The sequence below is a fragment of the Serratia sp. CY27727 genome, from assembly GCF_052169275.1.
In the GTDB taxonomy this organism is placed as follows: domain Bacteria; phylum Pseudomonadota; class Gammaproteobacteria; order Enterobacterales; family Enterobacteriaceae; genus Serratia; species Serratia sarumanii.
Genome location: NZ_JBJNLB010000002.1, coordinates 840,969 through 854,302, shown reverse-complemented (window position 1 = coordinate 854,302; position 13,334 = coordinate 840,969). Strand labels below are relative to the sequence as shown.

General features: G+C 60.3%; 14 protein-coding genes. 4 read left to right on the top strand and 10 right to left on the bottom strand.

The features are described 5' to 3' along the window. Positions 1 to 117 precede the first annotated feature (117 nt). Both pyk and ACJ8HB_RS09005 read left to right on the top strand, forming a co-directional pair. A complete protein-coding gene (gene pyk / locus ACJ8HB_RS09010; protein WP_019452801.1) occupies positions 118 to 1,560 on the top strand; it encodes a pyruvate kinase in 1,443 nt (480 codons plus the stop codon). A gap of 85 nt (positions 1,561 to 1,645) precedes the next feature. Further along, entirely contained in the window at positions 1,646 to 2,527 is an 882-nt protein-coding gene (locus tag ACJ8HB_RS09005) for a leucine-rich repeat domain-containing protein (protein ID WP_094859897.1), read from the top strand. Positions 2,528 to 2,576: 49 nt separating this feature from the next. On the opposite strand, the gene lpxM is transcribed toward ACJ8HB_RS09005, so the two are convergent. From lpxM to znuA, 3 genes are all read right to left on the bottom strand, one after another. After that, positions 2,577 to 3,545: a lauroyl-Kdo(2)-lipid IV(A) myristoyltransferase gene (gene lpxM, locus ACJ8HB_RS09000; protein ID WP_033638507.1), complete on the bottom strand. Its 969-nt coding sequence runs from the start codon at positions 3,543 to 3,545 to the stop codon at positions 2,577 to 2,579. Positions 3,546 to 3,695: 150 nt separating this feature from the next. After that, positions 3,696 to 5,018 (bottom strand): murein DD-endopeptidase MepM, encoded by a 1,323-nt coding sequence (mepM, locus tag ACJ8HB_RS08995; protein WP_033654402.1) that lies wholly within the window; start codon positions 5,016 to 5,018, stop codon positions 3,696 to 3,698. Positions 5,019 to 5,039: 21 nt separating this feature from the next. Then, a complete protein-coding gene (gene znuA, locus ACJ8HB_RS08990) occupies positions 5,040 to 5,984 on the bottom strand; it encodes a zinc ABC transporter substrate-binding protein ZnuA (protein WP_094859963.1) in 945 nt (314 codons plus the stop codon). 78 nt (positions 5,985 to 6,062) lie between these two features. Between znuA and znuC the strand changes: the two genes are divergently transcribed. Both znuC and znuB read left to right on the top strand, forming a co-directional pair. Beyond that, a complete protein-coding gene (gene znuC, locus ACJ8HB_RS08985; protein WP_004932357.1) occupies positions 6,063 to 6,821 on the top strand; it encodes a zinc ABC transporter ATP-binding protein ZnuC in 759 nt (252 codons plus the stop codon). Then, on the top strand, positions 6,818 to 7,603 hold the full coding sequence (znuB, locus tag ACJ8HB_RS08980) for a zinc ABC transporter permease subunit ZnuB (RefSeq protein ID WP_033634849.1): 786 nt from the start codon (positions 6,818 to 6,820) through the stop codon (positions 7,601 to 7,603). Before znuC ends, znuB begins: the two co-directional genes overlap by 4 nt. A 69-nt stretch (positions 7,604 to 7,672) precedes the next feature. Here the strand turns inward: znuB and ruvB are convergent, their stop codons facing one another. The 7 genes from ruvB to ACJ8HB_RS08945 all read right to left on the bottom strand — a co-directional run bounded on the left by ruvB (position 7,673) and on the right by ACJ8HB_RS08945 (position 13,262). After that, positions 7,673 to 8,677, bottom strand: coding sequence for a Holliday junction branch migration DNA helicase RuvB (ruvB, locus tag ACJ8HB_RS08975; protein ID WP_025303125.1), 1,005 nt, complete (start codon positions 8,675 to 8,677; stop codon positions 7,673 to 7,675). Positions 8,678 to 8,696: 19 nt separating this feature from the next. Continuing rightward, positions 8,697 to 9,311: a Holliday junction branch migration protein RuvA gene (gene ruvA, locus ACJ8HB_RS08970; RefSeq protein WP_033634852.1), complete on the bottom strand. Its 615-nt coding sequence runs from the start codon at positions 9,309 to 9,311 to the stop codon at positions 8,697 to 8,699. 112 nt (positions 9,312 to 9,423) lie between these two features. After that, on the bottom strand, positions 9,424 to 9,945 hold the full coding sequence (gene ruvC, locus ACJ8HB_RS08965; protein WP_004932367.1) for a crossover junction endodeoxyribonuclease RuvC: 522 nt from the start codon (positions 9,943 to 9,945) through the stop codon (positions 9,424 to 9,426). A 57-nt stretch (positions 9,946 to 10,002) separates the two neighbouring features. Continuing rightward, entirely contained in the window at positions 10,003 to 10,746 is a 744-nt protein-coding gene (locus tag ACJ8HB_RS08960) for a YebC/PmpR family DNA-binding transcriptional regulator (protein ID WP_004932370.1), read from the bottom strand. 19 nt (positions 10,747 to 10,765) lie between these two features. Further along, the gene (nudB, locus tag ACJ8HB_RS08955) at positions 10,766 to 11,212 is read right to left on the bottom strand and encodes a dihydroneopterin triphosphate diphosphatase (protein WP_004932373.1); all 447 of its coding nucleotides are present in this window, start codon (positions 11,210 to 11,212) and stop codon (positions 10,766 to 10,768) included. Further along, complete coding sequence (gene aspS / locus ACJ8HB_RS08950) at positions 11,212 to 12,996, bottom strand: aspartate--tRNA ligase (protein WP_043147580.1); 1,785 nt, start codon at positions 12,994 to 12,996, stop codon at positions 11,212 to 11,214. The genes nudB and aspS overlap by 1 nt, the downstream gene beginning before the upstream one ends. 74 nt (positions 12,997 to 13,070) lie before the next feature. Continuing rightward, a complete protein-coding gene (locus ACJ8HB_RS08945) occupies positions 13,071 to 13,262 on the bottom strand; it encodes an FmdB family zinc ribbon protein (protein WP_033632845.1) in 192 nt (63 codons plus the stop codon). Positions 13,263 to 13,334 lie beyond the last annotated feature (72 nt).

Here is a 13,334-nt window from a genome sequence, read left to right as displayed (position 1 = left end):
CTCATGCGGGTAACCCGGGTGAAATATCAGTGTTGTAAAATTACATTTCACGCCTGGTTTCGTTATCCGACGTTATCGCAACACCAATATTTGCTTCACCAGTCAACGGAGTAATACATGTCCAGACGGCTCAGAAGAACCAAAATCGTTACCACCCTGGGTCCGGCTACTGACCGCGACAATAATCTGGAAAAGATCATTGCCGCCGGCGCCAACGTAGTTCGGCTTAACTTCTCCCACGGCAGCCCGGAAGATCACCAGGCTCGCGCTGACAAAGTGCGCGAAATCGCCGCAAAACTGGGACGTCACGTCGCTATACTCGGCGATCTGCAAGGGCCGAAAATCCGCGTCTCCACCTTCAAGGAAGGCAAAATCTTCCTCAACGTGGGCGATAAATTCCTGCTGGACGCCAACCTGTCAAAAGGCGAAGGCGATAAAGAAAAAGTCGGTATCGACTATAAAGGCCTGCCTGCCGACGTGGTGCCGGGCGATGTCCTGCTGCTCGACGACGGCCGCGTTCAGCTGAAAGTGCTCGAAGTTCAGGGCATGAAAGTGTTTACCGAAGTGACGGTCGGCGGCCCGCTGTCCAACAACAAGGGCATCAATAAGCTCGGCGGTGGCCTGTCGGCCGAAGCGCTGACCGAAAAAGACAAGGCGGACATCGTGACCGCCGCCAAGATTGGCGTCGACTATCTGGCGGTTTCCTTCCCGCGCACCGGTGAAGACCTGAACTATGCCCGCCGCCTGGCGCGCGACGCCGGCTGCAACGCCAAGATCGTGTCCAAGGTTGAGCGCGCCGAAGCGGTCTGCAGCGACGAAGCGATGGACGACATTATTCTGGCCTCCGACGTGGTGATGGTTGCCCGTGGCGATCTCGGCGTCGAGATCGGCGATCCGGAACTGGTCGGCATTCAGAAGAAACTGATCCGCCGCGCCCGTACCCTGAACCGCGCGGTGATCACCGCAACTCAGATGATGGAGTCGATGATCACCAACCCGATGCCGACCCGCGCCGAAGTCATGGACGTGGCCAACGCCGTGCTGGACGGCACCGACGCCGTTATGCTGTCGGCCGAAACCGCCGCCGGCCAATACCCGGCGGAAACCGTGGCGGCGATGGCGCGCGTTTGTCTGGGCGCCGAGAAGATCCCGAGCATCAATGTTTCCAAACACCGCCTGGACGTGCAGTTCGACAACATCGAAGAAGCGATTGCCATGTCTTCGATGTATGCCGCCAACCACCTGAAAGGCGTTACCGCGCTGATCGCCATGACCGAGTCCGGCCGCACCGCGCTGATGATGTCGCGCATCAGCTCGGGCCTGCCGATCTTCGCCATGTCGCGTCATGAGCATACGCTGAACCTGACCGCGCTGTATCGCGGCGTGACGCCGGTGTATTTCGACAGCCACAAAGACGGCGTGATCGCCGCCAATGAAGCCGTCAATCGCCTGCGCGACAAGGGCTTCTTGGTCTCCGGCGATCTGGTGATCGTCACCCAGGGCGACGTGATGGAAACCGTCGGCACCACCAATACCAGCCGTATCCTGCGCGTCGAGTAATCCACGCCGCAGACGAAATGCCGGCCGGCTCACGTTGGCCGGCATTTTTTTTGCCCCTGCACCGCCATAAAAGACGGAGAACACCATGCTCCACCAACACACTCCCGCAGCGAGCAGTGATGAGCTCGATCTCGACGGCCACGGCCTGACGCAGCTCGACGAGTCGCCGTTAGCCGGCCACGCGCTGCGCAAGATTAGCCTGTACGACAATCAGCTGACGGCCCTCCCTGTCGCCCTCTTCCGGCACCGAAATCTGCGGGTGCTGAATATCTCCTGCAATCAGCTCGACCGCCTGCCGCCGGAGATTGGCCAGTTGCAACAGCTCGAGATGTTCGACTTTGGCCACAATCGCGCAAACGAACTCCCCGAAGAACTGGGGCAGCTGCATCGGTTGAAATACCTCTATCTGAGCGATAACGGCTTTAGCGATCTGCCGCGCTCGCTGGCGCAGCTGCAGCAGTTGGTTTACCTCAACGCGACCGACAACCATTTAACCGTTTTGCCGCAGGCGATACCGAGGCTGGCGGCATTGCAGGAGCTGCGTTTATACAACAACCGCATCGGCAACCTGCCCGCCGAAATCGGGCAACTGCACGCGCTGCGCGAACTGCATATCATGAAAAATGCCCTGACTTCGCTGCCGGCGGAAATGGTTCAGCTCGGTGAGCTGGAGATACTCGACGCGGCTAACAATGCCATCGCCGAGCTGCCGCAGGCCTTCTGTCGGTTGCCGCGGCTGAGCGAGCTGAACCTGCGTTTCAACCAGCTGACGCGCCTGCCGGAAAATATCGGCGAGCTGACGGCGCTGAGAAGTCTGGATCTGCGCGCCAACCGCCTGAGCGACCTGCCGGAAAGCCTCGGCGAACTGAGCCGCCTGCGCAAGCTGGACCTGCGCTGGAATGATTTCACCCACACGCCCAACGTCATCGACATCCTGCGGGCTCGCGGCTGTAGGGTGCATATATGAAGAGACGCCGGCCGGATTGCGGCCCGGCCGGCGTTAGCGGCAGAAAGGATTAACGATACAGATCGTCGCGCGAGTAAGGTTCAATCTCCCCTTCCTTGCGCGTCTTCAGCAGTTTGAGGATCCAGGTATACTGCTCCGGATTCGGGCCCACCAGATTTTCCACTTCTTCATTCATGCGGCGGGCAATGCGCGGATCGTCGGCTTCGGCCAGATCGTCCATCGGCTCGCGAATATAAATATCCAGCATGCTGGTTTTGCCGTCGTACACCGGGAACAAAGGCACGATCGCCGCACGACACACCTTCATCAGCCGCCCCACCGCCGGCAGCGTCGCCTTATAGGTGGCGAAGAAATCGACGAACTCGCTGTGCTCGGCGCCGTGATCCTGATCGGGCAGATAGTAGCCCCAATAGCCCTGCCGCACCGAACTGATAAACGGTTTGATGCCGTCGTTGCGCGCGTGCATGCGGCCGCCGAATTTACGTCGCACGGCGTTCCACAGGTAGTCGATCAGCTGATTGCGCTGGTTGTGGAACATCGCCGCCATCGGTTGGCCGCGCGCGGCCATCAGCATCGCCGGCACATCCACCGCCCAGCCGTGAGGCACCAGGAAAATCACGTTGCGCCCTTCCGCCCGGATCTTGTCCAACACCTCTTCACCGTGCCAACGCACGCGCTTGAGCACTTTCTCGGGCTTGGTGCAAGCCAGCTCAGCCATCAGCACCATCGACTGCGGCGCACAGGCGAACATCTGGTCGATAATGTGCTCGCGGTCGCTTTCCGGCAGCCCCGGCAAGCAATACAGCAGGTTGATGCGGGCACGACGGCGCGCGCCCTTCGCCAGCTTGCCGGCCAGTTTGCCGACCGCACCCAGCACCGGATCGCGCAGGCGCGCGGGCACCAGCGAAATGCCGGCCATCAGGCCGGTTCCCAACCACACGCCCCAGTAGCGCGGATATAAAAAGGCTTTTTGAAACTGCGGGATGAACTCTACGTTCGATTTCTTCTCGTTTTGCATGCACATGCTCTTAGCTTAGCGATTCGGCTAATCATAATTGCCATCACCGATTTTGCAATTAACAACCGCGAACCGCCCAGATAAAACAGCATCGGCCCGCAATCAGGCCGATGAAATTAGCGGCGCCGAAGCGCCGGAAAAAGGGGGACGTTAATCTAACTGCAGTTGAGGAACCACTTCCTTCACCTGTGCCAGATAATCGCTGCGGTCTTTGCCGCCCAGCCCTTCGGAACGCGGCAGCTTGGCCGTCAGCGGGTTCACCGCCTGTTGGCCGGTCCACAGTTCAAAGTGCAGGTGCGGCCCGGTGGAGCGGCCGGTGTTGCCGGAGAGCGCAATGCGATCGCCGCGTTTCACCTTCTGGCCCGGTTTCACCAGCAGCTTTTTCAGGTGCATATAGCGCGTGGTGTACTGGCGACCGTGACGGATCGCCACATAGTTGCCCGCTGCGCCACTGCGTTTGGCGATCACCACTTCACCATCGCCGACCGCCAGCACCGGCGTGCCGACCGGCATGGCGAAATCGACGCCTTTGTGCGGCGCCACGCGACCGGTCACCGGGTTCACGCGGCGCGGGTTGAAGTTGGAGGAGATGCGGAACTGTTTCATGGTCGGGAAACGCATGAAGCCGCGCGCCAGGCCTGAGCCCTGGCGATCGTAGAATTTGCCGTCTTCGGCGCGGATCGCGTAGTAATCCTTGCCGCCGGTGCGCAGACGCACGCCCAACAGCTGGCTTTGCGATTTCTTGCCGTCGAAATGCTCGCGCGACATCAGCACGGAGAACTGGTCGCCTTTGCGTAGCTTGCGGAAATCGAGCTGCCACTGCAGCGCCTTAATCACCGAGTTGATTTCGTTACGGCTCAGCCCGGCGTCGCCGGCGCTGCTGACGAAGCTGCCGTTGACCCGGCCGCTGATCACGTTGTTGCGCCATTCGCCCTGCTGCGCCTCTTTCGACTCTTTGAAGCTGTTGCCGACGCGGTCATAGGTGCGGGTTTCGCGGCGGGAAACTTCCCAGGTCAACTGCTGCAGATCGCCCGCATCGTTCACGGTCCACGACAGCTGTTGGCCAATCTTCAGATTACGCAGATCGCGGTTTTGCGAGGCCAGCAGCGTGACATCCGACATATCGATGCCATATTGCGTCAGAATGCTGCCGAGGGTGTCGCCGGTAGAAACCACATATTCATGCACGCCATCGTCGCCGGCGTCTTTCTGATCCAGCTCATCCTGCGGGATTTCGTCATCGGGGGTGGGTTGGTCGGCATCAATCGGCTCACTGGCTTCGGGGAGCAATGACCGCATCTGGCTGGATTCTAACTCGACGCTCTTGGCAATGGGGTTGTGTTCTGGGTGGTAAACAAAAGGCCGCCAAACAGCGACGGCCAATGTGACGACTGTCAGCGACCCCAGCATGACGCGGTGGGGCCGTGGCAGGTTGTTATACGCCAGAGCGATAGTTCGGACTATCTGCTGCACTCGATATTATCCTCATAAGCTTTACTTCAGGCAGCTCACGTACTGGTTTGACAGCTGAGTCAGGAATTTCCCGTAGCTGTCCTTCCCCAGCGCGATGCCGATGCCCAGCGGGTCCAGCGTTCCGGAACGCACTTTGGTACCCTTGGCGACGGCATTGATTATGGCCGGCCTGAATTGTGGCTCAGCAAAAACGCATACCGCTTTCTGCTCAACCAACTGTGTTCGAATTTGGTGTAGGCGCTGTGCTCCAGGCTGAATTTCGGGATTGACGGTGAAATGGCCCCGCGGACTCAAACCGTAGTGTTTCTCAAAGTAGCCGTAAGCATCATGAAAAACAAAATAACCCTTACCTTGCACAGGCGTAAGCATGTTACCAACATTTTTGTCAGTTTGCGTCAGCAGATTCTCGAACTGGCGCAGGTTTGCGTCTAATTTGTCCTTATTTTGCGGCATAAGTTCCAACAATCTGTCGTGAATCGCGATCGCGGTCACTTTTGCTATCTCCGGCGACAGCCAAACGTGCATATTGTACTCGCCGTGATGATGCCCATGATCGTCATCGGCATGGTTATGCGCTTCGCCTGCATGATCATGATCGTCGTCCTCTTCGCCTTTCATCAGCAGCGGCTTCACCGCCGGCAGTTCGCTGATGGCCAGCTTTCGGGTCGCCGAGATCGGCACCAGCGCCTTGTTCAGGAACGCTTCCATGTCCGGCCCAACCCACAGCACCAGGTCCGCGGAACGCAAGCGCTGGATATCGGAAGGACGCAACGCAAAATCGTGCGGTGAAGCGCCATCCGGCAGCAACACTTCGGTCGGCGTCACGCCGTCGGCGATGGCCGAAGCGATAAAGCCCAACGGACGAATCGAGGTCACCACCGCCGCGGAAGCGCTGCTCAGCGGGCCGGCCATCAACAGTGCGCTGGCCAGCAGCGTGCGCTGCAGCCATTTATTTTTCTTTGCCATCATCAGTAATCCCATCGTTTTCATCAACAAGGCGTGATATTATAACATTCGCTTCGTTCTGCAACCTGTAATCTCGAGATGTCTACACTGATAACGCTAAAAAATATCTCCGTCGCCTTCGGCAGCCGCAAGGTGCTGTCGAACATTTCCCTCAGCCTGCAACCCGGCCGTATTCTCACGCTGCTGGGCCCGAACGGCGCGGGCAAGTCTACGTTGGTGCGCGTGGTGCTGGGATTGGTCAAACCGACCGCCGGCACGCTGGAGCGTGAGCCCGATCTGCGCATCGGCTACGTGCCGCAAAAGCTGCACCTCGACGCCACCCTGCCGCTGACCGTCAGCCGCTTTATGCGCCTCAAGCCCGGCGTCAAGAAAGCCGACATTCTGCCGGCGCTCAAGCGCGTGCACGCCGCCCACCTGCTCGACCAGCCGATGCAAAAGCTCTCCGGCGGTGAAAACCAACGCGTGCTGCTGGCGCGAGCGCTGTTGAACAAACCGCAGCTGCTGGTGCTGGACGAACCCACGCAAGGGGTGGACGTCAACGGCCAGCTGGCGCTGTACGATCTCATCGATCAACTGCGTAAAGAGCTGGGCTGCGCCGTGCTGATGGTGTCGCACGATCTGCATCTGGTGATGGCGAAAACCGACGAGGTCTTGTGCCTCAATCAGCACATCTGCTGCTCAGGGGCGCCGGAGGTGGTGTCGATGCATCCCGAATTCATCGCCATGTTCGGCAACCGCGGCGCAGAGCAACTGGCGGTGTATCGCCACCATCACAATCACCGCCACGACCTGCAGGGAAGAATTGTCTTGAAGAAAACCGGGAGCCGCGAAGCATGATCGAACTGTTACTTCCCGGCTGGCTGGCCGGCGTGTTGTTGGCCGGCGCCGCCGGGCCGCTGGGCTCCTTCGTGGTCTGGCGCCGCATGTCCTACTTTGGCGATACCCTGGCGCACGCCTCGCTGCTCGGCGTCGCCTTTGGTCTGCTGCTCGACATCAATCCTTTCTATGCGGTGATCGCCATTACGCTGCTGCTGGCTCTGGCCCTGGTATGGCTGGAGCGCCGCCCGCAGCTTTCGGTGGATACCCTGCTCGGCATTCTGGCCCACAGCGCCCTGTCGCTGGGCCTGGTAGTGGTGGCGCTGATGTCCAACGTGCGGGTCGACCTGATGGCCTACCTGTTCGGCGATCTGCTGTCGGTCACGCTGAGCGATATCCTGATGATCGCCGGCGGCGTCGCCGTGGTGCTGTTGGTGCTGTGGTGGCAGTGGCGCGATCTGCTGTCGATGACCATCAGCCCGGAGCTGGCGCACGTCGACGGCGTCAATCTGGCGCGGGCGCGCACCGTGCTGATGCTGGTGACCGCGTTGACCATCGGCCTGGCGATGAAATTCGTCGGCGCGCTGATCATCACTTCGCTGCTGATCATTCCCGCAGCCACCGCTCGCCGCTTCGCGCGCACGCCGGAACAGATGGCCGGCGTCGCGGTGCTGCTCGGCATGGTGGCCGTCACCGGCGGCCTGACTTTCTCGGCGTGTTACGATACGCCGGCCGGCCCTTCGGTAGTGCTCTGCGCCGCCGTGCTGTTCACGCTGAGCCTGTTCAAAAAACAGCAGGCTTGATTGAAGCCAGAACCAGAATATGACGAGGGCCGCAGATGCGGCCCTTTTGTATGGAGGATGGCAAACTTCTTATGCTTCGCGTTCCAGCCCGAAATGCCGGTAGGCATGCTGGGTCGCCAAACGGCCGCGCGGCGTGCGCTGGATAAAGCCCTGCTGGATCAGGAACGGTTCAATCACGTCCTCGATGGTTTCGCGCTCTTCGCCGATCGCCGCCGCCAGGTTGTCCAGCCCGACCGGGCCGCCGGTAAACTTGTCGATAATCGCCAACAGCAGCTTGCGATCCATATAGTCGAAACCTTCGGCATCGACGTTGAGCATATCGAGCGCCTGCGCCGCCACCGCGCCGCTGATCACGCCGTTGGCGCGCACCTCGGCAAAGTCGCGCACCCGGCGCAACAGGCGGTTGGCGATACGCGGCGTACCGCGCGCACGGCGGGCCACTTCATGGGCACCCTCGTCGGACAGCTCCAGCCCCAGGCAGCCGGCGCTGCGCGAGACGATGTGCTGCAGATCCGCCACCTGATAAAACTCCAGCCGCTGGACAATGCCGAAGCGATCGCGCAGCGGCGAGGTCAGCGAGCCGGCGCGGGTGGTAGCGCCCACCAAGGTAAACGGCGGCAGATCGAGCTTAATCGAACGCGCCGCCGGCCCTTCGCCGATCATGATATCCAGCTGATAGTCTTCCATCGCCGGATACAGCACCTCTTCCACCACCGGAGATAAACGGTGGATTTCGTCGATGAACAACACGTCGTGCGGTTCGAGGTTGGTCAGCATCGCCGCCAAATCGCCCGCCTTCTCCAGCACCGGGCCGGACGTGGTGCGCAGATTCACGCCCATTTCGTTGGCCACGATGTTGGCCAGGGTGGTTTTCCCCAGGCCCGGCGGGCCGAAGATCAGCAGGTGGTCGAGCGCGTCGCCGCGCTGCTTGGCCGCCTGGATGAAGATCTCCATCTGCTCGCGCACGTGCGGCTGGCCCACGTATTCGGTCAACAGCTTGGGACGAATGGCGCGATCGAGGACTTCTTCCTCGTTGATCGGTTCGGCGGAGATCAGGCGATCGGCTTCAATCATTATCTACCTCTTAGCGGCCTTACAAAGCCGCGCGCAGCGCGTCGCGGATCAGGGTCTCGCAGTCGGCGCCCGGTTTGGCAATTTTGCTGATCATGCGGCTGGCTTCCTGCGGCTTATAGCCCAGTGCCACCAACGCCGAGACAGCTTCGGCTTCTGCGTCCGCTTCCGGCGCGTTGGCGGCGGCGGACGGCAGGCTGATCTCGCTACTGCTGTTGAACAGATCGCCGTTCAGCCCTTTGAAGCGGTCTTTCATCTCTACCACCAGGCGCTCGGCGGTTTTCTTGCCTACGCCCGGCAGCTTGACCAGCGCAGTGATCTCTTCGCGCTCCACCGCGCTGACGAACTGCTGCGCGGACATGCCCGACAGGATCGCCAACGCCAGCTTCGGCCCGACGCCGTTGACCTTGATCAGCTCGCGGAACAGCGCGCGCTCCTGCTTGTCGTTGAAACCGTACAGCAGCTGCGCGTCTTCACGCACCACGAAGTGGGTAAACACGATGGCCTCTTGCCCCAGTTCCGGCAGCTCGTAAAAGCAGGTCATCGGCATGTGTACCTCATAGCCCACGCCGTTCGCCTCCAGTAACACCAGCGGCGGCTGCTTTTCCAGAATATTTCCCCTGAGACGACCTATCATTTACCCTCCTGCAGAATGACCGGGCATGGCGCCCTGCCATGCCGTTGCTGGTAAAGCTTATAACATAAAAAAGGCTGGATGAATATCCAGCCTGAGCAATCATCGCTTTGCGTCAGCGCAAACGCCCGCGCGCCAGGTTCAACCGCCCTTCGCTCATCCGCAGCACATTCTGGCTGAGGTGGCAGTGGGTAATGGCGATGGCCAGGGCATCGGCGGCGTCCGCCTGCGGGTTGGCCGAGAGTTTGAGCAGCGAGCGCACCATGTGCTGTACCTGCGCCTTTTCGGCCGCGCCGGTGCCGACCACGGTCTGTTTGACCTGCCGCGCCGCATACTCGAACACTTCCAGATTCTGATTCACCGCCGCGACGATCGCGACGCCGCGCGCCTGGCCGAGCTTGAGCGCCGAGTCCGGGTTCTTGGCCATAAACACCTGTTCGATGGCGAAGAAATCGGGCTGAAACTGGGTGATGATCTCACTGACGCCGGCGTAAATCAGCTTCAGCCGCGTCGGCATGTCGTCCACCACCGTGCGGATGCAGCCGCTGGCGATATAGCTCAACTGACGCCCCTGCTGGCGGATAAGGCCATAGCCGGTGACGCGTGAGCCGGGATCGATACCGAGTATGATCGCCATATCTACATCCACCTTGCATGCACGGCGCCGCCGAACGGCGGCGCCCGTTTTACCGGATTACAGCGTCGCCGCCACTTCGTCGGAGATTTCACCGTTATGGTAAACTTCCTGCACGTCGTCGCAGTCTTCCAGCATATCGATCAGGCGCAGCAGCTTAGGCGCGGTTTCCGCGTCCATGTCGGCCTTGGTCGATGGGATCATCGACACTTCCGCCGCTTCGGCTTCGAAGCCCGCCGCGGTCAGCGCGTCTTTCACCGCGCCCAGGCTTTCCCAGGCGGTGAACACGTCGATGGCGCCATCGTCATAGGTCACGATGTCTTCCGCACCGGCTTCCAGCGCCGCTTCCATCACGCTGTCTTCATCCAGGCCCGGTGCGTAGGTGATCACGCCCTTCTTGGTGAACAGGTAAGCCACGGAACCGTCGGTGCCGAGGTTGCCGCCGCATTTGGTGAAGGCGTGGCGCACTTCCGCCACGGTGCGGTTGCGGTTGTCGCTCAGGCATTCGATCATCACGGCGGTGCCGCCAGGGCCGTAACCTTCATAGATGATGGTTTCCATATTGGTATCATCATCGCCGCCCACGCCGCGCGCAATCGCACGGTTCATGGTGTCGCGCGTCATGTTGTTCGACAGCGCCTTGTCCATCGCCGCGCGCAGACGCGGGTTGGAATCCGGATCGCCACCGCCCAGCTTGGCGGCCGTGACCAGCTCACGAATAATCTTGGTGAAAATTTTACCGCGCTTGGCGTCCTGCGCCGCTTTACGGTGCTTTGTGTTGGCCCACTTACTATGACCTGCCATAAAAAATCTCCGAAAAAAACTACTGGACTGAATTGATCACGAACTCTTCAATCGCCTGCTGATTGCTCCACGACTTGGTCAACTTCACGGCCTCGGCCGCCTCAAGCCATTGGTAAGCGTGATGCTCGGTAATCACCGGATCGCGCTCCTCGGGCAACGCCAGACAGAACCAGTGCTCTTTATTGCGCGTGGTTCCCGGCGCATAGCGATGTCGCAAATGGACAAAGAGTTCAAACTCCACGCAGCGCTGGCAATCGAACAACGGCAGGTGCTCTGCTTCGATATCGATGCCGACCTCTTCCATCACTTCACGCCGCGCGGCATGCGGTGGCGACTCATCCTGTTCCAGGCTGCCGGTGACCGACTGCCAGAACTCGGTATCGTCGCGCCGCTGTAACATCAGCACCCGACCACTGGATTTCGCGTAAATCACTACCAGGATAGATTCAGGGCGCTTGTAACTCATCACTCGCTCTCTTGTTCCGCACCGGCTTTCTTTACCACGCTGATCGCCAGCTCCTGCAGCGCAGCCGGGTTGGCGAAGCTCGGCGCGTCGGTCATCAGACAGGCCGCCGCGGTGGTTTTCGGGAAGGCGATGACGTCGCGGATGTTGTCGGTGCCGGTCAACAGCATCACCAGACGATCCAGGCCGAAGGCCAGGCCGGCGTGCGGCGGCGTACCGTACTTCAGCGCGTCCAGCAGGAAGCCGAACTTCTCGCGCTGTTCGTGTTCGTTAATGCCCAGAATGCTGAACACCGTCTGCTGCATTTCGCTACGGTGGATACGCACCGAACCGCCGCCCACTTCGTAACCGTTGATCACCATGTCATAGGCGTTGGCGATGGCGTTGACCGGCGCTGCCGCCAGCTCTTCCGGGCTCATGTCGCGTGGCGAGGTGAACGGGTGGTGCATGGCCGCCAGGCCGCCCTCTTCGTCTTCTTCGAACATCGGGAAGTCAACCACCCACAGCGGTGCCCAGCTGTCGAGTTGGGTCAGCGCCAGATCGCGCCCCAGCTTCAGGCGCAGCGCGCCCATCGCATCGGTGACAATCTTGACGCTGTCGGCGCCGAAGAACAGGATATCGCCGGTCTGCGCATCGGTGCGCGCCAGGATGCCTTCCAGCACGTCTGCACTGAGGAATTTGGCGATCGGGCTCTGCACGCCTTCCATGCCGGCGGCGCGGTCGTTGACCTTCAGCCACGCCAGGCCTTTGGCGCCGTAGATATTGACGAAAGCGCCGTACTCGTCGATCTGCTTGCGGGTCAGCTGTGCGCCGCCCGGTACGCGGATCGCCGCCACGCGGCCTTTGGCGTCGTTGGCCGGGCCGGAGAACACTTTAAACTCGACGTCTTTGACCAAGTCAGCCACGTCCACCAGCTCCAGCGGGTTACGCAGGTCCGGCTTGTCGGAGCCAAAGCGACGCATCGCTTCGGCGAAGGTCATGACCGGGAAATCGCCCAGATCCACGCCCTTCACGTCCAGCCACAGTTCGCGCGCCAACTTCTCCATGACTTCACGCACCTGATCGGCGGTCATGAAAGAGGTTTCGACGTCGATCTGGGTGAATTCAGGCTGACGGTCCGCACGCAGGTCTTCGTCGCGGAAGCATTTGACGATCTGGTAGTAACGATCGAAGCCGGACATCATCAGCAGCTGTTTGAACAGCTGCGGGGACTGCGGCAGCGCGTAGAATTTGCCCTTGTGTACGCGGCTCGGCACAAGGTAATCGCGGGCGCCTTCCGGCGTCGCCTTGGTCAGCATCGGCGTTTCGATATCGAGGAAGCCGTGGCTGTCCATGAAGCGGCGCACGAAGCTGGTGATTTTGGCGCGGGTCTTCAGACGCTCGGCCATTTCCGGGCGGCGCAGATCCAGGTAGCGGTATTTCAGGCGCGCTTCTTCGCTGTTGACCTGATTGGAGTCCAGCGGCAGCGGCTCGGAGCGGTTGATGATCTCCAGCGCGTGGGCGAACACTTCCACTTCGCCAGTGGCCATATCTTTATTGATCTGGCTGTCCGGACGCGCACGCACGGTGCCGACGATCTGGATGCAGAACTCATTGCGCAGGTCGTAGGCCTTGTCGAACGCCACTTTCTGGTCCGGATCGAAGAACACCTGCACGATGCCTTCGCGGTCGCGCATATCAATAAAGATCAGGCCGCCGAGATCGCGACGACGATTGACCCAACCACACAGAGTGACTTCCTGGCCCACGTGGGACAGATTCAACTGCCCGCAATATTCAGTACGCATACGCTATCCTTTTACACAGCCGATGCCGCGCCGGGCTACTGCGCCCCTGTCGCGCGGCTGTTATCTGATAAATTCTACTTGTTACCCGGTTTAAAATCCGTCGCATACCAGCCGGTGCCCTTAAGCTGGAAACCGGAGGAAGAAATCAACTTGGTCAACGCGGGCTGCCCACACGCCGGGCAGTCTGCCAGCGGCGCATCGGAAAATTTTTGCAATTTCTCTAACCGATGGTTGCAAGCACCACATGCATATTCATAAATCGGCATAGGTCGTTGGATTAAAGAGTGTTGAAAAAAGGGAGTCATTATAAAGGAAATTCATCCGCCCGATAAGTGCGA

Excerpts from the sequence above, each read along its gene's own strand:
- znuC (WP_004932357.1), top strand. The coding sequence starts at position 6,063 with ATGTCTACACTGATAACGCTAAAAAATATCTCCGTCGCCTTCGGCAGC.
- ACJ8HB_RS08960 (WP_004932370.1), bottom strand. The coding sequence starts at position 10,746 with ATGGCAGGTCATAGTAAGTGGGCCAACACAAAGCACCGTAAAGCGGCG.
- pyk (WP_019452801.1), top strand. The coding sequence starts at position 118 with ATGTCCAGACGGCTCAGAAGAACCAAAATCGTTACCACCCTGGGTCCG.
- ruvA (WP_033634852.1), bottom strand. The coding sequence starts at position 9,311 with ATGATAGGTCGTCTCAGGGGAAATATTCTGGAAAAGCAGCCGCCGCTG.
- ruvC (WP_004932367.1), bottom strand. The coding sequence starts at position 9,945 with ATGGCGATCATACTCGGTATCGATCCCGGCTCACGCGTCACCGGCTAT.
- ruvB (WP_025303125.1), bottom strand. The coding sequence starts at position 8,677 with ATGATTGAAGCCGATCGCCTGATCTCCGCCGAACCGATCAACGAGGAA.
- znuB (WP_033634849.1), top strand. The coding sequence starts at position 6,818 with ATGATCGAACTGTTACTTCCCGGCTGGCTGGCCGGCGTGTTGTTGGCC.
- aspS (WP_043147580.1), bottom strand. The coding sequence starts at position 12,996 with ATGCGTACTGAATATTGCGGGCAGTTGAATCTGTCCCACGTGGGCCAG.
- znuA (WP_094859963.1), bottom strand. The coding sequence starts at position 5,984 with ATGGCAAAGAAAAATAAATGGCTGCAGCGCACGCTGCTGGCCAGCGCA.
- nudB (WP_004932373.1), bottom strand. The coding sequence starts at position 11,212 with ATGAGTTACAAGCGCCCTGAATCTATCCTGGTAGTGATTTACGCGAAA.
- lpxM (WP_033638507.1), bottom strand. The coding sequence starts at position 3,545 with ATGCAAAACGAGAAGAAATCGAACGTAGAGTTCATCCCGCAGTTTCAA.
- ACJ8HB_RS08945 (WP_033632845.1), bottom strand. The coding sequence starts at position 13,262 with ATGCCGATTTATGAATATGCATGTGGTGCTTGCAACCATCGGTTAGAG.
- ACJ8HB_RS09005 (WP_094859897.1), top strand. The coding sequence starts at position 1,646 with ATGCTCCACCAACACACTCCCGCAGCGAGCAGTGATGAGCTCGATCTC.